Raw genomic sequence first — 24,610 nt, forward strand, 5'->3', positions numbered from 1 at the left:
CACATGGCATTCATCTGCAGTGCGACCTGGACAGCCAAAGCCGGCGAAGAGCAGACCGTGCTCGACGCCATCGAGAACCTGGCACCGGCCAGCCGAATGGAGCCGGGGAACCTCTACTACCAGCCCTATCAGGATCCGTCCGACCCCAGCGTTTTTCGCATCTTTGAGGTGTACACCGACGAGGACGCCTTCAAGGCGCACGGCCAAACAGAGCACTTCGAGAAGTGGGCCCTCGGACAGGCGATCCCCGCGCTTGCCTCCCGCGAGCGTGAGTTCTACGAGACGCTGAACGCTTAACCGATGCGCGTCGCTCGCTATCAGGAGGCAGATTCGGTGCGCGTCGCCCTCGTCGAGGGCGAGTTGCTGCTTCCCCTGCCTCCCGGCACCGAGGTGCTCAGCGTATTGACGGCCTCGCCGACGGAACGTCTCGCGATTCGCGCAGGCGCAGAAACGGCGATACCGCTCGATCGAGCGTCGCTCATCGCACCGCTCGACCCTCCCGCCATGCGTGACTTCGTCACCTTCGAACGCCACGTCCAGGGCGTCCACTCGTCAGTGGGCGGCGGCGCGGCCGGAATCCCCGACGCCTGGTACGAGGCGCCCGCATTCCTCTTTATGAACCCGCACTCGCTCACCGCTCCGTTTGGAGAGGTGCCAATGCCGCCCCACACCCTGGCCATGGACTTCGAGCTGGAGGTCGCGGCGATCGTGGGGCGCACGGTGCGCGATGTCGACCCAGACGACGCAGAATCTCTCATTGTCGGATACGCGATCTTTAACGACTGGTCCGCCCGCGACATCCAGCGCCGCGAAATGCAGGTCAACCTCGGCCCCAGCAAGGGCAAAGACTTCGCGAACACCCTGGGCCCCTGGATCACCACCCCGGATGAGCTCGAACAGTGGAGGGTCGGTGACCGATTTGACCTTCGCATGGAGGTGAGGGTCAACGACGAACTCATTGGCGAGGCATCGCTGGCCGAAATGGGGTGGAGTTTTGCGGAGCTGCTCGTGCATTCATCCCGCGACGCGTGGGTCGGTGCCGGCGATGTTCTCGCGACGGGCACCTGCGGCGGCGGGGCGCTCGCCGAATGGTGGGGCAGGCGTGGCGAGCAGTCGCCGCCACCCCTCGCCGTGGGAGACGTTGTGACGATGACGGTCGAAGGGCTCGGCACGATCTCGAACCAGATCGGACCCATCCGAAGTCCGGGACACCGCGTGCCGGCGGCCCGCCCCCTGAGTCCGGCGCCAGGGGCTTAGCTACTCTCCAGTGACGCGGCGATTCGCCGGGCCGTGACCAGAACAGACGGAATATGTGACCTGGCCGTCTGCGCATCCCGAGCCACCAGCGATACTGCTCCTTTAATTCCCTCTCGCCCTCGGATGCACGCGGCGAGAAGAAGCCGCCCTTCGCCGTCGGGCATCATCGCGGCACCCGTCTCCCTCGCCTCTCTCAGGGCACCGTGAAGATCTAGTCGCGCACGTTCGTCGAGCACCGCACCACACTCCTCGACGATTGCCGGCGTTGACTCCGCGAGCACAGAGATTCCCGCTGCGGACGAGACGAGAGAGAGCCGTTCGACGCGGCCGGTCCACTCTGCTCGCGGCGACTCCGACCCAACAAGGCGGTCCACAACCACGAGCCGCCCACCGACGAGCTGCGTCAATTCCACCGTGCCCCTCGTGACCGCGTGCAGGTCCTGCAGATATCGGGCGGCGGCGGTGCGAAACTTTTCGGCTCTCTCGTATCGCCGGCCAAACTCCCACAGGGTCGGGCCAATGCGCAGACCCGCGGCTCCCGCCCGCTCGATAAAACCTTCCGCGAGCAACTCGCTGCACAGCCGGTGCACTGTGGTCAGCGGCAACTCCGTCGTGTTGGCTATTTCGGTCAGGGTGACCGGAAACGGTGCCTCCGCGAGAACGTCAAGCACCTGAACGGTGCGACCGATCACCGACACGGCAGACTCCCGCCGCGAGGCTTCAGAGACTTCACCGCGACCCTGTCTCTGTTTCGCTGCCTTCGACGCTGCGCATTGTGCCGTCAAGATGGGCTCGAAGGGTGGCGGCAGCGGCGTCGGGGCGACCGGCGAGCACGTGCTCGAGGAGTTCACGGTGTTCACGATCCACCGTCTCTCGTCGGCTTTCGGTCATCGCTTTGACCGACAGCTCCCGATAAATCTCGGCCTCGTCTCGGAGTGACCCGACCGTGACAAGGAGGCGGTCGTTACCCGCTTCAGCACAGAGAACTTCGTGAAATCGCGTGTGCGCTTCACGCCACTCGTCCGACAGTGTCGGCTGCTCCACGTCGACGCCCGCCACCGCCAAAGCATCGAAGGCAGCCTGCACGGTGCGCACCCACTCGGCGGAGCCGTTCACTGCGGAGAGACGAACCGCCTCACCCTCAAGCAGCTGGCGGATCGCGGTGAGCTCGCGCAGATCGCGAAGCGAGGTCGAGACCACGTGGAACGAGCCGGTGTCAGACGCCACAACGAGGTGCTGGTCAACGAGGCGAAGCAGAGCTTGCTGCGCCACGCTCATCGACACGTTCAACGCCTCGGACAGATCGGCTACGACCACCTCTCGCCCTGTGCCCAAACGCCCGCGCACGATATCCGCCCGAACGGATTCCACCACGTCTCCCACATCCGCTCCCTGGCGACTTTCCCATGTCATGCGGCCAACCCTAGCGGCCATCATCCGCGACACTTCCGTTATTCGGAATAGTCGCCTGGCGCAGGTCTGACCCGACACCCCAAGGTCGGGCAACTCAGCGCGACGGCAGCAGCTCCGCGAGCAGCGCTTCCACGCGCGCCTTGATGTCGTCGCGGATGGGGCGCACCTCGTCGAGGCTTTTGCCCTTGGGGTCGTCGAGCTGCCAGTCGTCGTAGCGCTTGCCGGGAAAAATCGGGCAGACATCTCCGCAGCCCATTGTGATGACGGCATCCGAATCGCGCACCTGTTCGGTCGTCATGAGCTGCGGCACGCCCTGCGAGATGTCGATGCCTTCTTCGGCCATCACCTGAATGGCGACGGGGTTGATCTCGGTGGCCGGCTCGGAGCCACCCGTGCGCACGTCGACCGCGCCATTCGAGAGGGCGCGCATGTATCCGGCGGCCATCTGCGAGCGGCCCGCGTTGTGGACGCAAACGAAGAGAACGGTGGGCTTGTCGGTCATGATGCAACTTTCTCGGTGAGAGGGGCGGGGGTGTCTGCGGATGCTCGAAAGAGTCGACCGCGCAGCCACAGCGATACATAGACGAGAGCGACGAGCACGGGAACCTCGATGAGAGGGCCGACGATTCCGGCGAGGGCTTGCCCGCTGGTGGCGCCGAAGGTTCCGATGGCGACGGCGATGGCCAGCTCGAAGTTGTTGCCCGCTGCGGTGAAGGCGAGTGTCGCCGTGCGCTCGTAACCGAGCCCCACAAGGAGCCCGAGCCCGAAGCCGAGGAGGAATGTCACCACGAAGTAGGCGAGCAGGGGCAGCGCGATGCGGGCCACATCCCACGGCCTGTCGATGACCTGCTGCCCCTGGAGGGCAAAGAGCATCACGATCGTGAGCAGCAATCCGCCGACCGCGAGCGGGCTTATGCGGGGAAGAAACTTCTGCTCATACCAATCGCGCCCTCGAGTCTTCTCGCCGATTCGCCGCGAGAGATATCCGGCGAGAAGCGGGATGCCGAGAAAGATGATGACGCTGAGCGTGATCGCCCAGAACGAGAACTCGACGGAGGTCGTCGGCAGACCGAGCCAGCTCGGCAGCACCTGCAGGTAGAACCAGCCGAGCGCGCCGAACGCGCCAACCTGAAACACCGAATTGATGGCGACGAGAAACGCGGCGGCCTCGCGGTCTCCGCAGGCGAGGTCGTTCCAGATCATGACCATGGCGATGCAGCGCGCGAGCCCCACGATGATCAGTCCCGTGCGGTATTCGGGCAGGTCGGGAAGAAAGATCCACGCGAGGGTGAACATGAGCGCTGGCCCGACCAGCCAGTTCATGACGAGGGACGAGATCATCAGGGTGCGGTCTCGGGCAACCGCGCCAGCATCCGAATATTGCACCTTGGCGAGCACGGGGTACATCATCACGAGCAGGCCGACGGCGATAGGCACCGAGACCGAGCCAATCGTGAAGGCGTGCAGAAACTTGCCAACTGCGGGCGCGAACACGGCGAGAAGGAGTCCGGATGCCATGGCGGCGATGATCCAGACGGGGAGTAGTCGGTCTGTGGTGCCGAGGCGGGCGGGGGCCTGCGTGGACATTCGTTCCCTCGATGGTCGCTGCGGTGAATATCGATTACCGTCGATACAAACTATCCGGCTATATCGACGAATGTCAATGTAGTGGCAAGATAGGAGCATGTCGCCCACCGAGCTGCTCCCCCTCACCGACGTCATCGCATGCTGCGCCCCGATCGCGCGGGAGGCGATCAGCGCCGAAAACGCCGAGAAGCTCGCCCGCTCACTCAAGGCCGTCGCCGACCCGTCGCGCATCCGCATCATCTCCCTCGTGGCATCCGCCAACGACTCCGAGGTGTGCGTCTGCGACTTCCTGGAACCCCTCGGCCTGGGCCAGCCGACCGTGTCGCACCACCTCAAGATTCTCGTCGAAGCGGGCATACTCACCCGCGAGAAGCGGGGCACGTGGGCCTATTACCGCCTGGTTCCCGGCGCGCTCGATTCACTGGGCGCGCTGCTCACAAGCGCATAGGCGGGCAGCGCTAGCCGCAACGGCGATTGCTGTCCGCCTGCCCCGCACGTTAGTGCGTGTCGAAGAGCTCCTGGTAGGCCTTGACCGCCGCAATCGTCGAAGCGCGTTCGTCGGGAGTCGGGGCGGCCGGGTTGGCCGCAATCGGAAGCGAGCCGAGCTTCATGAGCGAGGCCATGAGGAGCAGGCGCGCCTTGATCGACGTAAGATTCGAGCCGGCGATCATGATCGGCGTCGGGTCGGCGAAGCCCTCAGGCGCGCCGCGACCAGCACCAACGACGGGGATACCACTGAAGACTGCGCGCTCGAGGAGCGACATCGACGCCTTCGATGGGAGCCGGCCGTAGGGCACGAGCCCCTCCGCAACGATGCCCCCGAGACGACCGAGCGCGAGTTTCTGGTCAAGCATGGCCTTCAGCACGGGCAGGTCGTCGACCGTCGCGTCCCACTCCTCGTCGAAGTAGCCACCCTCCTTCACGATCGAGACCGACGGAATGGCATCCTCGGTGATCTTGCCCGCCGCATCCTTGATAGCAACGTTGACCATCGTGAGTGCGCCGTCGACCGTGGCTGCCGCCTTCACCGTGTCGGGCAGCACCGTCGTGCGGAGCTCGGAAAGGTACGTGTGCTTGTAGGCGGGCAGGTACGTGAGGTGGATCGCGCCCGCGTGGGTTGTCTGGCCGATGATGCCGCCGTGGCCGCCCGTCGCACGGTAGTTGCCTGGGCGCGCATCCGACTTGTAGACCTCGCGCGCCGCGAAATACTGCTGCTCCTCGATTACGACGACGCCACAGCGGTTGCGGCCGCTGGCATCCGCCCACCGCCCTGACGCTATGAACGACACCGAGTCGACGATGTTTTTGGGCCCGTCGGCACTGATGAGCCCCTGCGGGCGCTGGGCCGAGTTGCCGCAGACGGGAATGGTCGTGTCGATGAGGAGGCTCATCCAATAGGCGGTCTCTTCCACCTGAGGGCTGCCCTGCGTCCAAATCACGCCGTCGTAGTCGCCCGATGATGCGACCGCCTGCACGTCGTTCGTGATCTTCGCCAGCGACGGGCGTGCTGGCACCGACGAGAGGTGCACGGGCTTGTAGCCGTTGAAGTGGCGCCCCCTCGTCTCGGGCTCGATATCACCCTCACCCATGTCGCGGCGTTTCTTGGCGGGGAGCCCCTTGGTGTAGCCGGCCGGCGGGGCGACTCGGTAAAAGTCGACGATGGCGCGCGACGAGATCGAGCTCGCCGTGCCCTTGTCTTCGATGCCGAGCCGGTCGATCTCTTCAAAGCTCCACGATCCGTCGGGGAAGAATCCTTGGCGCGCCACGGATTCCGGGCCGAGGGGCACCGCCATCTCCTCCTCCCAAGGGCTGCCGTCCGCCTGCACGGCCATGTACGGCAGGGGATACAGCCCGTCCTCGGGGTGAAGGTCGATCGCGTAGACCGGCACGTCGTCGTCGCTCATGGGTCCATCTCGCACGACACCGTCTCTGCCCACCCAGCCGTCGGGCGGGCCATAAAGTTCCGAGGCATCCGATTCGAGCGGATGCGCCGAGAATTGCTCCACGTACACCTTCGCGGGCAGCGCGAGACGCTGCGAGCGCAGCGCGTCGAACCGGAGTGGCTCGCCCGTGGCATCGGTGAGCGGCGGCAGCCCTAGCCTCGCGCGCGCCTTGTTCGAGGTGACGAGTGGGGGAGTGTTCTGAATGGTCGCGGTGGGACCGCTGAGGTGGGCGATGCGGGGCTTTGATGCGGTCATCGGCTGCCTTTCTACTGACGGGATGCGGATGGCGGCTCTTCGACGATGTCGTCGAGCAGTTCTGATTCGGCGAGGTCGATCGAAGCGTCGGAACCTTGTGGCCGGTGGAAATGAAGGAGCACGGCGCACAGCACACCGACAGCGGCTGCGGCACCGCCCACGACGAGGAAGGCGGCACTGAGCCCCGCGAATGCGGAGACCCCGCCGAACCCAGCAGGGCTCGCGAGGAGGGCCGCCTGGTTGCCGGTCGAGCGCAACCCGGAGGCGATGCCTAGCTGACTCTTTGGCACCTCCTCCGACAGGAGCGTGAGCGAGAGCGGCTGGGCGAAGCCGAGGGCAAGGCCGTTGACCGCCGCGACCGCGAGAAGGTAGGTCATGTTGCCCGGCGCGATGGTCGCCATCATCGCCGTCGTCGCGCCAACGACGAGCACGAGTCCGACGAAAACTGGCACCCCGAAGACTCGCAGCCACGGTGCGAAAAACGGTCGGGCGGCGAAGCCCGCAACGGCACTCACGCTGATGACAATGCCGATCTGCCACTGCTCGAGCCCGGCGCCGTGGAGCAGAAGCGGTTGCCAGGCCGAACGGATGTCGTGGAGCATGAGCGCGGTGAAGCTCACGAGCACCGCAATGACGACGGCGGGGTTGCGCATGAGCGTGAACGCTTCGGCGTAGGGCCGGATGATCGGGAGTTTCTTGCCGAGACGGCGCACGGCCGTCTTGGGCGCCCTCGCAATCGCGACGATGAGAAGCGTGAGGCCGAGCGCCGCGTAGACGCCGTAGGCCACGGCATAGCTGAAGAAGCTCTCGAGCGCCCCTCCGAGGGCTGGCCCGACCATCTGCCCGAAGGACACGAAGAGCGTGAAGGTAGCGATGCGGCGAGCGCGGTCATCCCGCGACTCGTCGCCAGCACCCGTCGTGATGGAGGTTTGGAGGCTTACCCAAACGCACAGCGTTCCGAGCCCCAGAATGACCTGGCTCACAATGACGGCGGTGAGGGTGGGGATGAGCATGATCGTTCCGCCCGCCACCATGAGCACGCCACCCACGATAAGGATGGGGCGCCCGCCCCAATTGTCGACGAACCCTCCGATGAGCACCGCCAGGATGGTGGGGAAGATCGAGAAAGCCGCGAGCGCGATGCTCGCCTCCACGGCCGTGCCCCCGAGACTCAGGACATAGGTGCCGATGAGCGGTCGCATCATTGCGTGGGCGGTCCAGTAAAGGACGCCGAGGGCCGCGAGTCCCGCGGCCCCGGCGCCATGACGACGTGGCATTCGATCAGGCCGTGAGCTCGGCCGGGATCGGGGACCACCTCGAGATGAGCTCGTCTGAGTCGAGCACCGCCCCGAACATCCCTTGCACGTTCCTGATGGTGCCCTCGTGCAACTCGGGCTCATACGCCGCGCTGCAGTCGGGAACGAGGGCGACGTTGTATTCAAGGAAAAGCCCGTCGCGCAGGGTGGATTCCACGCACACGTTCGTCGCTACCCCTGTGAGGACGATTGTCTTCACACCCGCCGTCGTGAGCACCATGTCGAGGTCGGTGCCCGCAAAGGCCGAATACCGGTGCTTGTTGACGACGAGGTCGCCCGGCTTGGGGGCGACGACGTAGAAGTCGGCACCCCACGTGCCCGTGCGGCAGTTCGGATCGTATTCCGGGGTGTCGATGTCGCCCATCCGCGTGTTCCACACGCGCGAGTCGACGGTGAGGTCGTGCGTCGTCTGGATGAAGATGACGGTCGCGCCTGCGGCCCGCGCCTCCTCGATCAGCGTCTCGAGTCGCGGCACCATCTCGACAGCGGCCGACACATCGTGGCCCTTTCGAGCGGAGACGCCGTCCGGATGGCAGAAGTCGTTTTGCACGTCGACAACGATGAGCGCGGCGGTCTCTGGAGCGAAACGCTCCGCGGAGTAGGTAGCCATGTCTGTTTCTCCTTCCGTGGTTGGAATCAGCAGTCGCCCGTGAACGTCATGGTCGCGACGGTCTCGTAGCTCTGCTTTATGGAGGAGTCGTCGAGAATCTTCCCTGCGCGAGCGACCTTAAGGTTGGTCTCAATGGCGGCCTTCGAGAGACAGCTGCCGTCCCAGAGTTCGTCTTCGTAGGCACGGTCGAGCGTTGCCTTGAGTGCTGCGGGGTCGAGCGTGGCGAACTCGCGCTGTGCGAGTTCAAAGGCATATTCGGGGTCGCCCTCAATGAGCTCCTGGCCCTTAATGAGCGCGGTGACGAAGCGCTGGATGAGGCCTGGGTTTTCATCGATCGTCTTGGTGGGAACGACGATGGACGAATATGCGTAGGCGCCGAGCTCGGCCGGCACGTTGAGGAACGGCTGACCCCACAGGCCCTGAGCGATGCCGAGGCCGAGCTGTGGCTCCGCGACCACGGCGATGTCTGCGGCCCCCGCATTCATGGCCGAGGGGATCGCTGACGAGTCCTCAAGCTCCTGGAGGATCGTGTCCGTGTCGGGGTCGAGCCCGCTCTCGATGAGGATGTGGCGGAGGATCGCGTTCGGGGTGCCTCCGTGGCGACCACCGACGATGGTCTTGCCTTCGAAGTACTTGCCGAGGTCTTCGCCAGCCTTCGGCTCTTCGCCCTCGGGGGCGACGAAGTAGACGTTGCCGCGATTGACGACGTTGACGACGCCCTTGAGGCTCGCTCCCTTGACGTTGGCCACAGCGCCGGACTCGACACCGCCGATGAAGCCGAAGACCTCGCCGGAGAGCACGGAGCTGACGTGCCCGCCGCCGGTGAGTGTCGTCACCTCAACGGTGATGCCCTCCTCTTCGAATGCGCCGGATTCGATGGCCGCGTATAAGGGCAGGTAGCCGATGCCGTGCACCGGCTCGGCGATCGTAATGGTGACCGGCACGTCGCCTCGTGACTCCGGGCTGCTACTGGCGGGCGCAGCGCATCCGTTCAGCCCGAGGGAAACGAAGACAAATGCTGCGATGGCGGGAAGTGTGGCGTTTTTCGTGATCACGCTGGTTCCTTTCGTTAGTGCAGGGATGAGGCGGTGGGCGGGAAGGAGCACGCTGACGCGCTCGGTGAGCGCTGGTTGGCGGCGGATCGCTGTGTGGGGCTGTGCTCTGCAGTGGCTGTTGCGGGCATCAGCTGTGGACGACACCCTTTCTGAGCCAACGCTCGAGCACGGCGACGACGACGTATAGGAGCGCGGAGAGGAAGGCGAGGGTGAACACGCCTACCCAGATGAGAGCGATGTCGTAGGTCGAGCCCGCGTACTGGATCATGCGGCCGAGGCCCTCGCGCGAGCCGATGTACTCGCCGACGACGGCTCCCGTGAGGGCAAGACCGATGGCGATGCGGAGGCTCGAGATCACCCAGGGGATGACGGAGGGAAAGACGACCTTCTGGAAGACCTGCCACTTGGAGGCGCCCAGTGAGTACAAGAGCGTCACGAGGTCTTTATCGACGGCGCGTACGGCTGTGTAGGTGTTTAGGATTTGGATGACGATGACGATCGCGACGGCCATGGCGATCTTCGATGAGATGCCGATGCCGAGCACGAGCACGATGATGGGGGCGAGCGCGAGCTTCGGCATAGCCTCAAACGCGATGACCATCGGTTCGGCGACGAGCGCGTAGGTTCGCGACCACCAGAAGGAGAGCCCGATCGCGACCCCGCCGATGACCCCGATAAGGAACCCGGCGATGGTCGAGCCGAAGGTGAAGCGCGCGTTCACCCACAGGTCGCCATTTTGGATGGTGATGATCGCCGTTTTGAAGATGCGACTGGGCTGGCTCCAAAAGAACGGGTCGATCCATCCCAACGTCGCCCCGATTTCCCAGAAGGCGACGACGACGACAATGACGCCGATGCGGAGCGAGTTGACTCGCCACGAGGCAGGCTCTTTCTCGAGCCGGCGACGCCGGGGAATGGGTCGCAGGGTGTCTCGCAACTGGCCGAGCTTCGTGAGCGCGTCGGCCGTGCCAGGGGCGACCGGGGTCGCAGTGGTGGCCGACGCCTGGATTGCAGTGTCAGCCATGTCAGTCCTCCAGAACGATGCGGCCGCCGACGCGGTGGGCGTCGTTGAGGTATTCGCGGGCTTCCGCCTTGAGCGCGACGAACTCGGCGCTGGTGACGATCGAGCTGTGCCGCGGCCGCGGGAGCGTGATGGGAATCTCTGCCACGATGCGGCCGGGCCGCGCCGACATGACGAACACTCGATCTGAGAGGTAGATGGCCTCGTCGATGTCGTGGGTGACGAAGAGCACCGTCTTCTGGAAGTCGTCCCACAGGTCGAGCAGCCACTCCTGCATCCGTTCGCGCGTCTGGGCGTCGAGTGCGCCAAACGGCTCGTCGAGCAGAATGATGTCGCGATTGAAGAGGATGGTGCGCAGGAGCGCGGCGCGCTGGCGCATTCCACCGGAGAGCTGGCTCGGGTAGCGGTCGAGGAACCCGCCCAGACCGTAGGTCTCGAGGAGGGGCCGCGCGATCGCGTGCGCGTCTTTCTTCTTGACCCCGCCGATCTCGAGCCCGAGCACGACGTTGTCGAGGATCGTGCGCCACGGCAACAGCATGTCTTTTTGCAGCATGTAGCCAACGAGCCCCTGCTGCCCATTGCGCTCGACACCGTCGACGACGATGCTGCCGTTAGTTGGTTCATCGAGTCCGGCGATGACGTTGAAGAGCGTCGACTTGCCGCATCCACTCGGGCCGATGAGGGAGATGAACTCGCCCTCGCGCACCTGCAGGTTTGCGCCGACGAGCGCCTCCACGGCCGAACCGTCTGGACTGGTGAAAAGGCGGGAGACATCGTCGACGACGAGTTGCGCCCTGGGTGGATCGACCGAGTCGATCGGCGGAAGTGCGGGAGAGGGAGCGAGTGCCACGAGACCTCCGGAAGTAGAATCTATAATCTATAGAGATATAGAATCGTGAGATTGTTTCGCCCATCGTCGCCGTTTGTGAACAAGGTGTTTCGGCGATTGAGACCCACCAGACACTCAAAGGAACGCTGTGACCGATTCAGAGGCAACGCCGCCTCGCACCACTCACCTGTGGGTGCGCGAACAATTGCGGGACCGCATCCTGAGCGGCATCTACGCGCCAGGGCATCCGCTCAAACAGACCGAACTCGCCGCGCAGCTCTCGGTGAGCGTCACCCCCGTCCGCGAGGCGATGCGCGACCTCGCGACCGAAGGGCTCGTTGTTATTGACCCGCAGCGCGTCGCGCGCGTGCGCGACCTTGACGCGCGCGAGGCGCGTGAACTCAACGAGATTCGTCTACTGCTCGAGCCGCTCGCCGCCAAGCTCGCGGCGACGCACGCGACCCCGGATGACACGGCAGCCATTACGGCACTCGCGCAAGAGACTGTTGATGCCGAGAGCGAAACCGAGTGGCTCGACTCCAACCGCCGCTTCCACATGGCGGTCATCGAGGGCGCGCACGCTCCTCTTCTCACGGGAATCCTCAGCAATCTGCGACAGATCTCATCCATCTACCTCGCCGCAGCCGTACGGAGCAGCACCAGCGTGCGTGAGAAGAGCAAGCGCGAGCACCTCGCCCTCGCCGAGGCGATCGCGATGGGCGACGGCGACGAGGCTGCGCGCATCATCGAAGGCCACCTCTTCCCGCACGCCGTCTTGGCGACGGTCGTCGAGGAGCACCTCACGAGCGATCAACCCCGCCTCCACCCACCGGCGCGGTGAGTGTCGACTTGGTCATCGAGCGGGCCGGTCTTGGCACCAAAACTCGACACCCACCCGATGGTATGTAAATAATTCTTGACATGCTCCGCGCGCGGTGCGATGCTTCCGATGTAAAGAAAACCTGACACTCGGAGGTCACCATGGGCTACGGCGAACGCACCATCTGGGCGCAATCGATCAGCAGCATCGTTTGCAGCATCGTCTACTTCGCGATCATCATCCCGCAGCTCGGCACGAGCCGCGTCGATCAGATCGACTGGATCGCCCCCATGCTGTGGACCATCCTCGCGTCGATCATCCTGTCGATCGCGCTAAACATCGTCGCGGGCATCATCGTCGGGATGCGCGATCGCGAGAGCGCGGGCACCTCCGACCAGCGGGATCGGGAGATCGGGTGGTTCGGTGACCGCGTGGGTCAGGCGTTTCTTGTTATCGGCGGCGTCGGGGCACTCGCCCTCACGATGCTTGGCGCGGATTACTTCTGGATCGGCAACACGCTCTTTCTCGGCTTCGCGCTCTCCATGCTGCTCGGCAGCGTGACCCGCATCATCGCCTACCGCAGGGGGTTCTGAGCATGGTCAAACCCACAAGCGTCACCAACTCCATCCGCGAACTCCGTGCCCAGCACGGCGAGATGACCCAGGCCGAGCTCGCCCGCCGCATCGGGGTGACCCGCCAGACGCTCATTGCGATCGAGCAGGAAAAATACTCGCCCTCGCTCGAGCTCGCGTTTCAGATCTCCCGCGTCTTCGGGGTCGGCCTCGACGACGTATTCCAGTACCCCACGGAGCAAGCAAAGCCAACCGAGCCAAAGGAATGACGATGACGTCCACGACAATCGCCTCGACAATGCAGGCCTGGCGGCAGAACAGCTACGGCGGGCCCGACCAGGTCGAGCGCGCAGACATTCCCGTGCCGACGCCCGGCCGAGGCGAGGTGCTGCTTCGAGTGCGCGCGACCGGCCTCAACGCGGCCGACATTCACGTGATGCGCGGCGACCCGATGCTGCTGCGCGCGGCCTTCGGGCTTAGCCGCCCACGAGCATCCGTTCGCGGCATGGATGTGGCTGGCACCATCGTGGCGGTGGGATCGGATGCTGCACGCTGGGCAGTAGGCGACGAGGTTGTGGTCGAGCTGCCCGGCGGCGGCGGACTTGGCCCCTACGCGGTCGCGCCTGTCAAACGCCTCGTGCTGCGACCGGCCGAGGTGACGGCATCCGCCGCGGCCACCCTGCCGATCGCCGGCGGCACGGCCTGGCAAGCCCTCGACCGGGCCGGGGTGACCGGCGGATCGCGCGTGCTCGTGATCGGCGCATCCGGGGGCGTCGGCACCTTCGCTGTTCAGCTGGCGGCCCTGCGCGGTGCCGAGGTGTGGGCACTCTGCGGCGAGCGCAATCACGCACTCGCCGAGTCGCTGGGCGCCGCCCGCGCGATCGACCGCAGCACGCCGCTCGGCGAGCTCGACGCGAAATCGTTCGACCATGTCATCGACATTGTCGGCTCCGCTACGCTGGGCGACCTTCGGCGACTCGTGCGGCCCGGCGGGTCGGTCGTCATGGTCTCCGGCATGGGTGGGCGCGTGCTTGGGCCCATGCCGCGCATCCTCGGCGCAGCACTGCGCTCGATCGGATCGCGCCGTCCGCTGCGGGCCCTCGCCGCTGTCACCAAGCCCGAGGTGTTGAGCGAACTCCTTCGACTCACGGGGGAGGGGAGCATCCGGCCCGTAATCGAACGCGAGTTTACGTTCGACCAGGCGCGGGATGCCCTCGCTCACGTGGACGCCGGCCACACGGTCGGCAAAGTTGTTGTGCGTGCCGCGCCATGATGACGCGGCAATGAAGGGCCTCCCGCAGAACCGACGCCGGTAGGTGTGCGCGGCCGACCCACTGGACTAGCGTCCCTAGGCGTAAGAGAAGTCTCGGTGGATGACGGTGAGGCCTGTCTTGGTGGTCTATAACACCCATGAGCATCACGGATCGGGTGCCCCCGGCGCCTGGTTGGTCGACGTCGTGCTCCTCTGGCCGTTCCTCTTCGCCGCGGCCGCCTACCTGGTCGCAACGGCGATTCAGGCGCGACGCGGACGGCGGTGGCCGTGGTTCAGGAGCCTGTTCTGGGTGGCCGGCATGGCCGCGGCCGCGTGCGGATTTGTTGGCCCCATCGCGTCATGGTCGCACACGAGCTTTACCGGGCACATGCTCGCCCACCTGCTGGTGGGCATGGTCGCCCCGCTGTTTCTGGTGTTGGCGGCTCCCGTAACCCTGGCGCTGCGCACCCTCTCCGTTGTGCCAGCCCGCAGGCTGAGCCGACTCCTGAACAGCGCCCCCGCCCGCACGGTCACCAACCCCGTGGTGGCGGCCCTGCTGAACGTTGGCGGGATGTGGGTTGTCTACCGGACGCCGCTGTTCGACGCGATGCAGAGCAACGCACTTCTTCACCTGCTCGTGATGGCGCATTTTCTCGCCGCCGGCGTGCTGTACACGGCATCGTTGGTGCTGGTCGACCCGTCGCCGCATCGCGCGTCGTTCCCGTTGCGGGCGACCGTGCTGGTGCTGTCGCTGGCCGCCCACGGCGTGCTGGCAAAACTGCTCTACGCATACCCCCCGCCAGAATTCAGCGCGGCTGATGTGCAGCTCGGCGCCCAACTCATGTATTACGGCGGGGATGCCGTCGATTTTTTCTTGATCGTGCTTCTCTGCGCAGAGCTTTACCGGCGCACCGGGCATGAGCTGCGCCGAACAAACCCTGAAACATTTCATCCCGCGGGCGCGCTGTCTGCAGACCACCGATGAGAGGAGAATGCCATGACAGACCGAACCACGGAACGGATGCACCGGTCGGCAGTGCGCAACCGATCGTTCTGGGGCGCGTTCCTGATCGGAATGGCCGTGATGGCCGCCATCGACGAGATCGTGTTCCACCAGATCTTGGCGTGGCACCACTTCTACGACAATTCCACGCCCGATATCGCCCTGCTCTCCGACGGCCTCCTGCACGCCGCCGAACTTTTCGCCCTCGTCGCCGGGTTCTTTCTCCTCCTCGACGCGCGACGGCGACACACGTTCTGGACGGGGGCGGCCTGGGCGGGGTTCTTCGTAGGGCTCGGCCTATTTCAACTCTGGGACGGAATCGTCGACCACAAGCTGCTGGGCCTGCATCAGATCCGCTACCGGGTCGACATCGTGCCGTACGACATCGCGTGGAATGCTGCGGCGATCATCCTTCTGGCCATCGGAATCGGCATGACCGTGATGCTCTCGAGAAAAGGCCGCCCGCTGCCGACGGCTGTGCCGAGCCAGCCGGACGCCGTGTAGGCATCCAGCCCGCTAGCCCTCGCACTCGTTCGCTCGCCCACCCTCGCGAGGGGTGCGAAATGCGGCTTCCGGATGCTGTCTGGCACGAATATGGGACCCCTCAGCGGACGCGGCGCACGCGCGGGGACAGGGGCGGGGTGCACGGCGCAGGCGCGGGGACAGGGGCCGGGCCGTGCGCCGGCCGCTCGGCAAAACACTCAGGGGGAGGGCCTGGCTTGCGCACCTGGGCTGGCGTAGCATCCTGGCACCAATGCAAGGAGGCATCATGGCGAATCTCGTTGTGCACTTTGAAATTCACGCGACAGAACCACAGAAACTCCTCGACTTCTACTCGCAGCTCTTCAACTGGAAGTTCACCCAGTACGGCGAAATGTCGTACTGGATGATCGACACCGGCGACGGGGCAATCAACACGGCGCGGCAGCCGGGCCATGGCATCAACGGCGGGCTCACCGAGCGCGAGGGTCCGCGACCCGAACCCGGCTCGGCCGTCAACGGCTGCAACATCGTGGTCGGCGTTGCGGATGCCGACGCGGCCTTCGCAAAAGCTCTAGAGCTCGGGGGCACCGAGGCGATGGCGCTTGAGGACATGGAGGGAATCGGCCGCACCGCCTACATTCTCGACCCGGACAACAATCTGTTCGGCATCCTCTCTGAGGTGTTCTCGGATGGCACCAATGTGATGGACGGGACGGACGCAGGGGCCTGACACGAGGGCCCGTCAGCGCCGCGGGCCCGTCAGCGCCGAGGGGCCGCGAACCCCAGGCGAGCCGAGAACTCGTCGGCCGCGGCGCGCACCTCGTCAGCCCACTCGTCGTCGGCACGCTGAGCGAAGCGGGCGGTGGGCACCGAGACGCTGATCGCGGCGACGACCGCGCCGGTCGAGTCGCGCACGGGGGCGGCGACGCAGCTCACGTCGGGTGTCGATTCTTCGCGCTCGAACGCCACCCCGCTCTCGCGGACGAGTGCGAGGTCCTCTTCGAGCTCAGGCAGGGTGCGGATGCTGCTCGCGGTCATCACCGGCAGCTGGTCGGCATCCGGAAACAGTTCACGCAGCCGCGGCGGCGACAGGTACGCAAGCATCGCCTTGCCGAGCCCCGTGGCGTTGGCGGGCAGGCGGTGACCAATGCTCGAGGGCAGGCGCAGGTTGTCGCGCGCTTCGACTTTGGCCAGGTAGAACACGTCGGCGCCTTCGAGCACGGCGACGCTCACGGTTTCGCCCAGCCGCGCCGAGAGCTCGCGCGCCGCTTCGTTAGCTGCCGTGAGCATGTCGAAGCGAGAGGAGTAGGCGTTGCCCAGCTGCAGCAGCCGCACCCCGAGCCGATAGGCGCCACTCTCGTCCTTCTGTAGATAGTCGCGGGCGACGAGCGTTGCGAGCAGTTCATGCACGGATGTTCGGGGCAGCCCCGTGAGTCGCACTACGTCGGGCGCGCTGAGGGGGGCGTCGCCATCGAGGAACAGCTCGAGGATGTCGAGGGTGCGCACGACGGCGGGAGTGAGGCGGGCCATGCCTAATCAATACTCGGCTGAAGCGGCAGGCGCAAATGCTGGCGGATGCTCGCCCAATTGACATCGACACCTCAACCGTGTTCGATATATAGAACAGACGCCGAAACTTCGAACGAGTGCTCGCGCGTAATTCCCACAGAAAGGCACCGAATGAGCCACGTCGCTACCGCGGCCATCATCGGATCCGGCAATATCGGCACCGACCTCATGATCAAGATCCTCCGCGGCAGCGGAACCCTCAAGGTTGTTGCCCTCGTGGGCATCGACCCCGAATCCGACGGACTGCGCCGGGCCGCGAGCATGGGCATCGCCGCGATCTCCTCAGGCGTGGACGGGCTCATCGAGCACGACCTCTTCGCCGACCTCGACTTCGTCTTCGATGCCACCTCGGCCCGCGCCCACGTCTACAACTCGGAGAAGCTGCTCGCGGCCAAGCCCAGCATCCGCCTCATCGACCTCACTCCTGCGGCGATCGGCCCCTACTGCGTGCCCGTCGTCAACCTCGAAGAGAACCTCGACGCCTCCAACGTGAACATGGTCACCTGCGGCGGCCAGGCCACCATCCCGATCGTCTCGGCCATCGCCAGCCAGGTGCCCGTCGCCTACGCCGAGATCGTCGCCTCCATCGCCAGCAAGTCGGCTGGCCCCGGAACCCGCGCCAACATCGACGAATTCACCGAAACAACTTCGGAGGCGCTCGTCAAGGTGGGCGGTGCGCAGTTCGGCAAGGCCGTCATCGTACTGAACCCCGCCGAGCCGCCCCTCATGATGCGCGACACCGTCTTCACCCTCAGCGAGGATGGCGACCGCGCCGCAATCGAGACGGCTGTCGAAGACATGGTCGCCAGGGTGAACTCGTATGTTCCCGGCTACCGCCTCAAGCAGCGCGTGCAGTTCGACGAGATCACAACCCCTGTCGTTGTCCCCGGTTTCGGACCGTTCACGGGGCTCAAGACGAGCGTCTTTCTTGAAGTAGAGGGCGCCGCCCACTACCTGCCCGCCTACGCCGGCAACCTCGACATCATGACCTCGGCCGCCCTGCGCACCGCCGAGACCATGGCCCTGCGCATGAACAAGGAGGCGGCAGCATGACCGCATTCGACCCCACGACCGACAAACTTTTCATCTCGGATGTAACCCTGCGCGACGGCAGCCACGCCGTTCGCCACCAGTACACGCTGCAGAACGTGCGCGACATCGTCTCGGCCCTCGACAAGGCTGGCGTCGACAGCGTCGAGGTCGCGCACGGCGACGGCCTTGCCGGCTCCACCGTTAACTACGGCTTCGGCGCACACTCCGACGTCGAGTGGATCGAGGCCGCCGCCGAGGTCGCCGAGAACATTGCCATCGCCACCCTGCTTCTGCCGGGTGTCGGCACGATCCACGACCTCAAGCGCGCAGCATCCGCCGGCGTCAGCTACGTGCGTGTTGCAACGCACTGCACCGAGGCGGATGTTTCGGCTCAGCACATTGAGACCGCTCGCGAGATCGGGCTCAACACCACGGGCTTTCTCATGATGAGCGCCATGACGACTCCCGCTGAACTCGGCAAGCAGGCCAAGCTCATGGAGGGCTACGGCGCCCAGTGCATCTACGTGGTCGACTCCAGCGGAGCCCAGACCATGAACGACGTGACCGACCGCGTCAACGCCCTGCGGGACGTGCTCGACCCCACCACTGAGATCGGCGTTCACGCCCACCACAACCTGTCGCTCGGCGTCGCCAACTCGGTCGCCGCCGTCGAGGCCGGCGCCAACCGCGTCGACGCAAGCCTCACGGGCATGGGTGCAGGGGCTGGCAACGCCCCGCTCGAGGTGTTCATCGCCGTCGCCGACAAGATGGGCTGGAACCACGGCACCGACCTCGTCGCGCTCATGAACGCGGCCGACGACATCGTTCGCCCGCTTCAGGTTCGCCCCGTGCAGGTCGACCGTGAGACGCTAAGCCTGGGTTATGCGGGCGTCTACTCCAGCTTCTTGCTGCACGCGGAAGCAGCATCCGCCAAGTACGGCATCTCGACGATGGAGATCCTCTTCGAGCTCGGCCGCCGCCGCATGGTGGGCGGGCAAGAAGACATGATCGTCGACGTTGCACTCGACCTACTCGACGCACGCAAGGGAGCATGAGAATGAGCCTGACCACCACGGCCACCGAGGCTCTCGGCACCGCCCTGCTCACGGCACACGAAACGCAGCAGCCGATCGCGCCGCTCACTACGACGGCGCCCGACATGACCGTCGAGGATGCCTACGGGGTGCAGATGCACCAGGTCGCCGCGTGGAAGAACGCCGGCCGCCGCGTCATCGGCTACAAGGTCGGCCTCACGTCGCTCGCAATGCAGAAGCAGCTCGGCGTCGATCAGCCCGACTTCGGGCACCTATTCGACGACATGCTTCTGGATGCTTCTGCCCCGGTTTCGCTCGCCGGATTCATCGCCCCGCGCATCGAGCCCGAGATCTCCTTCGTGCTCAGCAAGGATGTAACGGGCCCCGGCCTCACTATCGAGGAGCTTGCGGATGCTGTCGACCACGCGGTGATCTCGCTCGAAATCATCGATTCGCGCATCGCCGACTGGAAGATCACGCTCGCCGACACGATCGCCGACAACGCATCATCCGGTGCCGTTCTCGTGGGCGAGGGCACCGCTCAGCTCGACGGCGTCGATCTGGCAGCTCTGCCCGTGAGCATGCGCCGTAACGGCGAAACCGTGGGCGAAGGTGTTGGCGCGGCCGTGCTCGGGCATCCGCTTGAGGGCGCGCTGTGGTTGGCCAACACCCTGGGCTCGCTCGGGCAGACGTTGCCCGCAGGCTCACTCATCATGGCCGGCTCCATCACGGCCGCCGTGGCGATCGCCCCCGGCGACACGATTTCGGCGTCGTTCGGCGAGCTCGGCACCCTCGACGTCACGTTCGCGTAGCGGAGGCGGGCTCGCGGGCTCCCGCCCACCTCTCGCTGAGGGGTCCCAAATGTGTCTTCCCGATGCCGCGGAACACGCATTAGGGACCCCTCAACGGTTCGCCTGACAGCTCATGCCAGCACCGGCAAATTAGACTGGGCGGCCATGCAGTGCTCCTACTTCGACGCGGGTCTCTGCCTCTCGTGCACCCTTCTCCCCCAGCCGTATGCCGAACAGCTGGCCGATAAGCATGCCCACTGCCAGCGGATGCTCGCCGACTACCCCGGCATCCAGTGGATGCCCCCCGTCGCCAGCGCAGAATCTGGCTTTCGCAACAAGGCCAAGATGGTCGTCGGTGGCACCGTGGACGCGCCAACCCTGGGGCTTCTCGACGGGCAGATGCGGGGCATCGATCTGCAGGGATGCGGCATCCTGCAACCCGGGCTCACCGCCGCATTCCCCGCCATCGCCGACTTCATCACGCTCGCGGGGCTCGTGCCCTATGACGTTGCTGCCCGCCGCGGCGAACTCAAAAACGTTCTGCTCACCGAATCGGCCGACGGAGACCTCATGCTTCGATTCGTGCTGCGGTCAAGCGAATCGCTGCCGCGCATCCGCAAGCACCTTCCGTGGCTTGAGCACCGCGTGCCGTCCCTGCGCGTGATCAGCGCCAACCTGCTGCCGGAGCATCGGGCGGCGATCGAGGGGCTCGACGAGATTCTGCTGACCGCCCAGAGCACACTGCCCATGCGGGTCGGCGATGTGGAGCTCGCGCTGCGCCCGCAAAGCTTTTTTCAAACCAACACCGCGATCGCCTCCGCGCTCTATCGCCAGGCGCACGAATGGGTCGATTCGGTGAACCCCGCAAGCGTGTGGGACCTCTATTGCGGGGTCGGCGGTTTCGCGCTGCACTGCGCAGCGCCCGGCCGCACCGTCACGGGAATCGAGGTCAGCGCCGAAGCCATCGAAAGCGCGCGGGCAGCGAGCGTCGGATTGCCAGGAATGGCCTTCGAAACGGCGGATGCCACGGCGTTTGCTCTGGCCTCCACCGAAGCGCCCGACCTGGTGATTGTGAACCCCCCTCGTCGCGGAATCGGGCCAGACCTCAGCGGCTGGCTCGAAGCATCCTCAGTGCAGACCGTCGTCTACTCCAGTTGCAACTCGGTCACCCTGGCCCGCGATCTCGCCGCGATGCCCTCCCTCGTGCCGACGCGGGCGCGGGTGCTCGACATGTTCCCTCACACGAATCACTACGAGGCGATCGTGCTGCTGCAACGCGTGCCGAGCCGGGGTTAGTGCTCTGCGCCGCTGACCACCTTGAGGCCGACGATGCAACCAACGAGGCCCATGATGAGCAAAATCTTGATGAGGGACGCCGGCTCATCACCCGTGATCATCGCGTAGATCACCGTAATTGAGGCGCCGATGCCCACCCACACCGCGTAGGCCGTGGCGGTCGAAATCTCCCGCATTGCCAGCGCGAGGCCGACCATGCTGGCCGCCAGCGCAACGCCAAAAATGACGGTCGGCCACAGCTTGGTGAAGCCCTCCGACTTGCCGAGCGCGGTGGCCCAGACGGCTTCGAGAACTCCTGAGACGATCAGAATGATCCATGCCATGACGATTCAACTCCCGTGGCCAGTCTTGTCGCGTTCCGGGTACTGAACCGTCGTCCGGGGGTCGGTGATGACCCTGCCCCCAGGGTAGCAATCCTCGGGTTGGCTAATGTGAACAGGGCCTGTGCAAGCACAACCGCAACCGCAACCGCAAGCGGCAGGGCAGCCTGCGGTTCTAGGCTGGAAGCCCCCAGTCTTTCAGGAGCGCACCATGGATGCCGCAGCAGCCGATGCCACCATCGCCGCGATGCGCGATGCCATCGCGGCCACCACGAAGCGGCTCGCGGATGCCGCCGTTGCCGATGAGTCGCTCGCCGAGATGGTTACGCCGCGCCGCATCCTGTTCGTGCAGCGCGAGCCTCTGCTGCGCGAGATTGCCAGGGTGTGGCACCTGGGCGTGCTGCTCCTCGCGCGCGACGGAACCCTCTATGAGGCCGGCGTCAGCACTCGCGCAGTGGAGCCGGGCCGCCCCAACTACCAGTCCGCATCGGGCGAGGAACGGCGAGGGCACCGTGCGGCTGCCGTGCGCGGCGGATTCGCGCCGGGGCAGACCGTCAACTTCGACGCCAGGCCGGTGTCGCTCGACCTCGAAGCCCTGACCGACGCGGCTGGCCGGGTCTATGTGCACGATGGCCGCGCTCTCGTGCGCTGGACCGCAGGTGCCACGCCCGCGACATCCATCGACTTCGCCCGCTACCTCGACGAGCGCGCCTCGCTGCTCATCGACCCACCCGCAGGAGCCTGACCGCAGCGCACCATCCGCCTACGCCCCATCCGTTCACCTGGAGGAACCATGGCAGAGAAGCCCGAAACCGTTGACGACTACATCGCGTCATTCGATGCCGAGGTGCAGGCGATGCTCCGCAGGGTGCAACTGGCCATCCACGCGGGAATCACTGAGGGCGGGGCGAGGGATGCTCCCGAAACGATCAGCTACGGAATCGTGCGGGTGTCGATCAACGGGCGCTATGGCATCTACTTTGGCGCGTGGAAGAAGCACATCGGCATGTATCCCGTGCCGGTTTTTGAGGGCGAACTCGAGAAGGAGATCGCGCCTTACCGCTCCGGCAAAGACTCCGTGAACTTTGTCTACGGCCTCCCGCTGCCGGAGTCGCTCATCACGAAAGCCGCCGCAGAAATCACGCGTCGCACCCTGGCCCGTTAACCCTGAGGGCGCTAGCCGCCCCCGGTTCCCTGCTGAGGGGTCCAAAATGCGCCTTCGCGAGCATCCTGATCATGCATTTGGGACCCCTCACGAGGCGGATCGCGCAAAGAGGCGCGCTAGAGGCGCTTTAGGGGCGCGTTAGGGCGTTCTAGCCGAGCGGGCGCTCCCACGGCGCGATCGGGCCCGGCACCACCGTGAAAACGGGATGCGCGGGCGGCAGCACGCGCGAGTCGAGCTCTGCGGCGCGGTCAGGGCTGCGCACCCGCAGCTTGGCCAGCAGGTGGCCCCATTCATACGCGAGCTGACCCTCCGCAAGGGGGATCGGCGGCACCGCGCCCCGGCCCACGATCTTCTCGCGGGCAAATCGATAGCCGCGGGCATCCGCTTCGTCCACGATTGCCGAGAGAAAAGCGCCGAGCGAGGCCATCGGGTCATCGCATTCCCGAAATCGCACGAGCTGCGGATGATTGCTGTAGCCGCCAGACTGCTTGCCGATCACCGACTGCGCGAGCAGGCCCTCCCGCCAACACGCCACGAGAGCCTGGCGGTCAAGAAGGCTCGGATGCACCGACCACAGCCTCATCGGATGCTCGCATCACCCAGCGAAAAAGGCGTCATTACTCAACGCTAGTGGTGGCCAGCAGCGACGCTAGTGGCGGCCAGCGGCGACGCCGTTCGCAAGCCCCAGGATCACTGCCGCGTGCACCGTGCCAGCAGAGGTCATCGACCTCCACCATGCGTGCGCCGCGCACACCGACGCGACCATCGAAGCGCTCGAACTGGATGCGCCCGGGTATGTTCCGTGGTGGGAGGAGGGCAATCGCGAGAAACGCTGCACCAACTGCTCGTGCACATGGTCGCCGAGCGGCGCGCCATGCCGGGCACGCCGACATCATCCGCGAACTGATCGACGCCGCTGCCGGGATGAGGCCGGGCGATGGCAACATAACGGCCCGCAGCAATGACGAGTGGGCCGCCCATGTCGCCCGAATCGACGACGCCGCACGCCGGGCATCCACGGGCGCAGGTGCGCTCGTCGCCCGGGGCCGACAGAATGGGAGCCATGACCGACCGCACCGTGACTCGCCTCAATCTGCGCCCCATCCTTCTCTTCGTTGCCATCGCCTTCGGCGGCGCCTGGCTGGTGGCGTTGCCGATGTGGCTGAGCGGTGAGGGGCTCGCGCATCCGTTCGCATCGCTCCTGCTGATCGTCATGATGTTCACGCCGGCGATCGCCGCGCTGATCAGCGCACGGGTTTTTCGCAGCGGGGAGAGCTTTGCGCGGGAGACGACGCTGCGCCCATCGAGGCCGTTTCGGCAGTGGTGGGGCTATGGCCTGCTTGCCTGGTTCGGGCCGCTGCTGGTGACCCTGCTCGCCATTGGCATCGCTGTGGCGATCGGCGGACTCACGCTCGACCTGGTCAACTTCAGCGGGTTCGCCGACACGCTTGACGCGGCCACCGGCGGGGAAGCCCTGCCGGTGCCAATTCAGGTGCTCGTCGCCGTTCAACTGGTGAGCGTGCTGTTCTTGCCCATCATCAACGTGCTGCCGGCGCTGGGTGAGGAGCTCGGCTGGCGCGGCTTTTTGCAGGCCAGACTCTTGCCGCTCGGCCAGTGGCCGACCGTGCTCATCACGGGCGTGCTGTGGGGCCTCTGGCACGCACCGGTCGTGCTGCTCGGCTACAACTACCCCGGCTATGCGCCCGTTCTTGCGCTGCTCATGATGGTTGTCTTCACCACCCTCACCTCAGTTCTGCTCGGCTGGCTCACTCTCTCAGGCGGCACTGTCTGGCTCGCGGCAATCGCCCACGGCTTCATCAACGGCGTCGGGGGTCTGTCTCTGCTGGTGGCGGCATCCGGGCCCGTCGACCCGTTCACATCCGGGCTGCTCGGCCTGCCGGGATGGATCGCGATGGCACTGCTCATTGTGCTGCTGGTGGTGCTCAAACGGTTTCCCGTGCGGCAGAAGCAGGCCGCCTAAGCTTCT

The 24,610-nt window shown here is 65.6% G+C and carries 30 protein-coding genes and 1 riboswitch; of the genes, 17 read left to right on the forward strand and 13 right to left on the reverse strand.

Annotated elements, in window-relative coordinates:
• The first annotated feature begins 3 nt into the window (after nucleotides 1-3).
• On the forward strand, nucleotides 4-297 hold the full coding sequence (locus tag C2138_RS12970) for a putative quinol monooxygenase (protein ID WP_108518449.1): 294 nt from the start codon (nucleotides 4-6) through the stop codon (nucleotides 295-297).
• 3 nt (nucleotides 298-300) lie between these two features.
• A complete protein-coding gene (locus tag C2138_RS12975; RefSeq protein ID WP_108518451.1) occupies nucleotides 301-1,257 on the forward strand; it encodes a fumarylacetoacetate hydrolase family protein in 957 nt (318 codons plus the stop codon).
• On the opposite strand, the gene C2138_RS12980 is transcribed toward C2138_RS12975, so the two are convergent.
• From C2138_RS12980 to arsB, 4 genes are all read right to left on the reverse strand, one after another.
• On the reverse strand, nucleotides 1,254-1,955 hold the full coding sequence (locus tag C2138_RS12980) for an IclR family transcriptional regulator (protein WP_159078247.1): 702 nt from the start codon (nucleotides 1,953-1,955) through the stop codon (nucleotides 1,254-1,256). The two genes, C2138_RS12975 and C2138_RS12980, sit on opposite strands and share 4 nt — an antisense overlap.
• 31 nt (nucleotides 1,956-1,986) lie before the next feature.
• Nucleotides 1,987-2,670, reverse strand: coding sequence for a GntR family transcriptional regulator (locus C2138_RS12985; protein ID WP_158268809.1), 684 nt, complete (start codon nucleotides 2,668-2,670; stop codon nucleotides 1,987-1,989).
• A 94-nt stretch (nucleotides 2,671-2,764) separates the two neighbouring features.
• Nucleotides 2,765-3,172, reverse strand: a complete 408-nt coding sequence (locus C2138_RS12990) for an arsenate reductase ArsC (RefSeq protein WP_108518457.1) — start codon at nucleotides 3,170-3,172, stop codon at nucleotides 2,765-2,767.
• The gene (gene arsB, locus C2138_RS12995; RefSeq protein WP_108518459.1) at nucleotides 3,169-4,257 is read right to left on the reverse strand and encodes an ACR3 family arsenite efflux transporter; all 1,089 of its coding nucleotides are present in this window, start codon (nucleotides 4,255-4,257) and stop codon (nucleotides 3,169-3,171) included. The genes C2138_RS12990 and arsB overlap by 4 nt, the downstream gene beginning before the upstream one ends.
• Nucleotides 4,258-4,354: 97 nt before the next feature.
• Between arsB and C2138_RS13000 the strand changes: the two genes are divergently transcribed.
• On the forward strand, nucleotides 4,355-4,705 hold the full coding sequence (locus C2138_RS13000) for an ArsR/SmtB family transcription factor (protein ID WP_108518460.1): 351 nt from the start codon (nucleotides 4,355-4,357) through the stop codon (nucleotides 4,703-4,705).
• A 49-nt stretch (nucleotides 4,706-4,754) separates the two neighbouring features.
• Here the strand turns inward: C2138_RS13000 and C2138_RS13005 are convergent, their stop codons facing one another.
• The 6 genes from C2138_RS13005 to C2138_RS13030 form a co-directional block, all read right to left on the reverse strand.
• The gene (locus C2138_RS13005; RefSeq protein WP_108518462.1) at nucleotides 4,755-6,455 is read right to left on the reverse strand and encodes an asparaginase domain-containing protein; all 1,701 of its coding nucleotides are present in this window, start codon (nucleotides 6,453-6,455) and stop codon (nucleotides 4,755-4,757) included.
• A gap of 11 nt (nucleotides 6,456-6,466) precedes the next feature.
• Entirely contained in the window at nucleotides 6,467-7,732 is a 1,266-nt protein-coding gene (locus C2138_RS13010; RefSeq protein ID WP_159078248.1) for an MFS transporter, read from the reverse strand.
• 4 nt (nucleotides 7,733-7,736) lie between these two features.
• Nucleotides 7,737-8,381 carry a cysteine hydrolase family protein gene (locus C2138_RS13015; RefSeq protein ID WP_108518465.1) on the reverse strand — a complete coding sequence of 215 codons (645 nt, stop codon included), beginning with the start codon at nucleotides 8,379-8,381 and terminating at the stop codon, nucleotides 7,737-7,739.
• Between the two features lie 26 nt (nucleotides 8,382-8,407).
• The gene (locus C2138_RS13020; RefSeq protein ID WP_159078249.1) at nucleotides 8,408-9,436 is read right to left on the reverse strand and encodes an ABC transporter substrate-binding protein; all 1,029 of its coding nucleotides are present in this window, start codon (nucleotides 9,434-9,436) and stop codon (nucleotides 8,408-8,410) included.
• Nucleotides 9,437-9,563: 127 nt separating this feature from the next.
• Nucleotides 9,564-10,460, reverse strand: coding sequence for an ABC transporter permease (locus C2138_RS13025; RefSeq protein ID WP_108518469.1), 897 nt, complete (start codon nucleotides 10,458-10,460; stop codon nucleotides 9,564-9,566).
• A 1-nt stretch (nucleotide 10,461) separates the two neighbouring features.
• Nucleotides 10,462-11,307, reverse strand: a complete 846-nt coding sequence (locus tag C2138_RS13030; protein WP_199286545.1) for an ABC transporter ATP-binding protein — start codon at nucleotides 11,305-11,307, stop codon at nucleotides 10,462-10,464.
• Between the two features lie 127 nt (nucleotides 11,308-11,434).
• Here C2138_RS13030 and C2138_RS13035 point away from each other — a divergent pair, with 127 nt between their 5' ends.
• From C2138_RS13035 to C2138_RS13065, 7 genes are all read left to right on the forward strand, one after another.
• The gene (locus tag C2138_RS13035; protein WP_108518471.1) at nucleotides 11,435-12,127 is read left to right on the forward strand and encodes a GntR family transcriptional regulator; all 693 of its coding nucleotides are present in this window, start codon (nucleotides 11,435-11,437) and stop codon (nucleotides 12,125-12,127) included.
• A 140-nt stretch (nucleotides 12,128-12,267) separates the two neighbouring features.
• Nucleotides 12,268-12,699 (forward strand): hypothetical protein, encoded by a 432-nt coding sequence (locus C2138_RS13040; protein ID WP_108518472.1) that lies wholly within the window; start codon nucleotides 12,268-12,270, stop codon nucleotides 12,697-12,699.
• A gap of 2 nt (nucleotides 12,700-12,701) precedes the next feature.
• Complete coding sequence (locus C2138_RS13045; protein ID WP_108518474.1) at nucleotides 12,702-12,947, forward strand: helix-turn-helix transcriptional regulator; 246 nt, start codon at nucleotides 12,702-12,704, stop codon at nucleotides 12,945-12,947.
• A gap of 2 nt (nucleotides 12,948-12,949) precedes the next feature.
• Complete coding sequence (locus C2138_RS13050; RefSeq protein ID WP_108518476.1) at nucleotides 12,950-13,951, forward strand: NAD(P)-dependent alcohol dehydrogenase; 1,002 nt, start codon at nucleotides 12,950-12,952, stop codon at nucleotides 13,949-13,951.
• Nucleotides 13,952-14,051: 100 nt separating this feature from the next.
• Complete coding sequence (locus tag C2138_RS13055) at nucleotides 14,052-14,915, forward strand: cytochrome c oxidase assembly protein (protein WP_108518477.1); 864 nt, start codon at nucleotides 14,052-14,054, stop codon at nucleotides 14,913-14,915.
• A gap of 12 nt (nucleotides 14,916-14,927) precedes the next feature.
• Nucleotides 14,928-15,437 carry a DUF2243 domain-containing protein gene (locus tag C2138_RS13060; RefSeq protein ID WP_241961127.1) on the forward strand — a complete coding sequence of 170 codons (510 nt, stop codon included), beginning with the start codon at nucleotides 14,928-14,930 and terminating at the stop codon, nucleotides 15,435-15,437.
• A 265-nt stretch (nucleotides 15,438-15,702) separates the two neighbouring features.
• Nucleotides 15,703-16,146 (forward strand): VOC family protein, encoded by a 444-nt coding sequence (locus tag C2138_RS13065; RefSeq protein ID WP_108518479.1) that lies wholly within the window; start codon nucleotides 15,703-15,705, stop codon nucleotides 16,144-16,146.
• A 29-nt stretch (nucleotides 16,147-16,175) separates the two neighbouring features.
• Here C2138_RS13065 and C2138_RS13070 read toward each other — a convergent pair whose 3' ends face one another.
• Entirely contained in the window at nucleotides 16,176-16,946 is a 771-nt protein-coding gene (locus C2138_RS13070) for an IclR family transcriptional regulator (protein WP_108518480.1), read from the reverse strand.
• A 150-nt stretch (nucleotides 16,947-17,096) separates the two neighbouring features.
• On the opposite strand from C2138_RS13070, the gene C2138_RS13075 reads away from it, so the two are divergent.
• The 4 genes from C2138_RS13075 (at nucleotide 17,097) to rlmC (ending at nucleotide 21,138) form a co-directional block, all read left to right on the forward strand.
• Nucleotides 17,097-18,038: an acetaldehyde dehydrogenase (acetylating) gene (locus C2138_RS13075; RefSeq protein ID WP_108518482.1), complete on the forward strand. Its 942-nt coding sequence runs from the start codon at nucleotides 17,097-17,099 to the stop codon at nucleotides 18,036-18,038.
• Entirely contained in the window at nucleotides 18,035-19,072 is a 1,038-nt protein-coding gene (dmpG, locus tag C2138_RS13080) for a 4-hydroxy-2-oxovalerate aldolase (RefSeq protein ID WP_108518483.1), read from the forward strand. The genes C2138_RS13075 and dmpG overlap by 4 nt, the downstream gene beginning before the upstream one ends.
• A gap of 2 nt (nucleotides 19,073-19,074) precedes the next feature.
• Entirely contained in the window at nucleotides 19,075-19,863 is a 789-nt protein-coding gene (locus tag C2138_RS13085) for a 2-keto-4-pentenoate hydratase (protein ID WP_108518485.1), read from the forward strand.
• Between the two features lie 144 nt (nucleotides 19,864-20,007).
• Nucleotides 20,008-21,138 carry a 23S rRNA (uracil(747)-C(5))-methyltransferase RlmC gene (gene rlmC, locus C2138_RS13090; RefSeq protein ID WP_108518486.1) on the forward strand — a complete coding sequence of 377 codons (1,131 nt, stop codon included), beginning with the start codon at nucleotides 20,008-20,010 and terminating at the stop codon, nucleotides 21,136-21,138.
• Here the strand turns inward: rlmC and C2138_RS13095 are convergent.
• Nucleotides 21,135-21,461, reverse strand: a complete 327-nt coding sequence (locus tag C2138_RS13095) for a DMT family transporter (RefSeq protein ID WP_108518488.1) — start codon at nucleotides 21,459-21,461, stop codon at nucleotides 21,135-21,137. The genes rlmC and C2138_RS13095 overlap by 4 nt on opposite strands.
• A gap of 14 nt (nucleotides 21,462-21,475) precedes the next feature.
• Nucleotides 21,476-21,538, reverse strand: a riboswitch (guanidine-III (ykkC-III) riboswitch).
• Nucleotides 21,539-21,669: 131 nt separating this feature from the next.
• On the opposite strand from C2138_RS13095, the gene C2138_RS13100 reads away from it, so the two are divergent.
• Nucleotides 21,670-22,203 carry a hypothetical protein gene (locus C2138_RS13100; RefSeq protein ID WP_108518489.1) on the forward strand — a complete coding sequence of 178 codons (534 nt, stop codon included), beginning with the start codon at nucleotides 21,670-21,672 and terminating at the stop codon, nucleotides 22,201-22,203.
• A gap of 48 nt (nucleotides 22,204-22,251) precedes the next feature.
• Nucleotides 22,252-22,623 carry an iron chaperone gene (locus C2138_RS13105; protein WP_108518491.1) on the forward strand — a complete coding sequence of 124 codons (372 nt, stop codon included), beginning with the start codon at nucleotides 22,252-22,254 and terminating at the stop codon, nucleotides 22,621-22,623.
• A gap of 148 nt (nucleotides 22,624-22,771) precedes the next feature.
• Here the strand turns inward: C2138_RS13105 and C2138_RS13110 are convergent, their stop codons facing one another.
• Nucleotides 22,772-23,206 carry a pyrimidine dimer DNA glycosylase/endonuclease V gene (locus tag C2138_RS13110; protein WP_108518493.1) on the reverse strand — a complete coding sequence of 145 codons (435 nt, stop codon included), beginning with the start codon at nucleotides 23,204-23,206 and terminating at the stop codon, nucleotides 22,772-22,774.
• A gap of 480 nt (nucleotides 23,207-23,686) precedes the next feature.
• Here C2138_RS13110 and C2138_RS13115 point away from each other — a divergent pair, with 480 nt between their 5' ends.
• Nucleotides 23,687-24,604 (forward strand): CPBP family intramembrane glutamic endopeptidase, encoded by a 918-nt coding sequence (locus tag C2138_RS13115; RefSeq protein WP_159078250.1) that lies wholly within the window; start codon nucleotides 23,687-23,689, stop codon nucleotides 24,602-24,604.
• The last annotated feature ends 6 nt before the right edge of the window (nucleotides 24,605-24,610 follow it).

This window comes from Salinibacterium hongtaonis (assembly GCF_003065485.1).
Lineage (GTDB): Bacteria > Actinomycetota > Actinomycetes > Actinomycetales > Microbacteriaceae > Homoserinimonas > Homoserinimonas hongtaonis.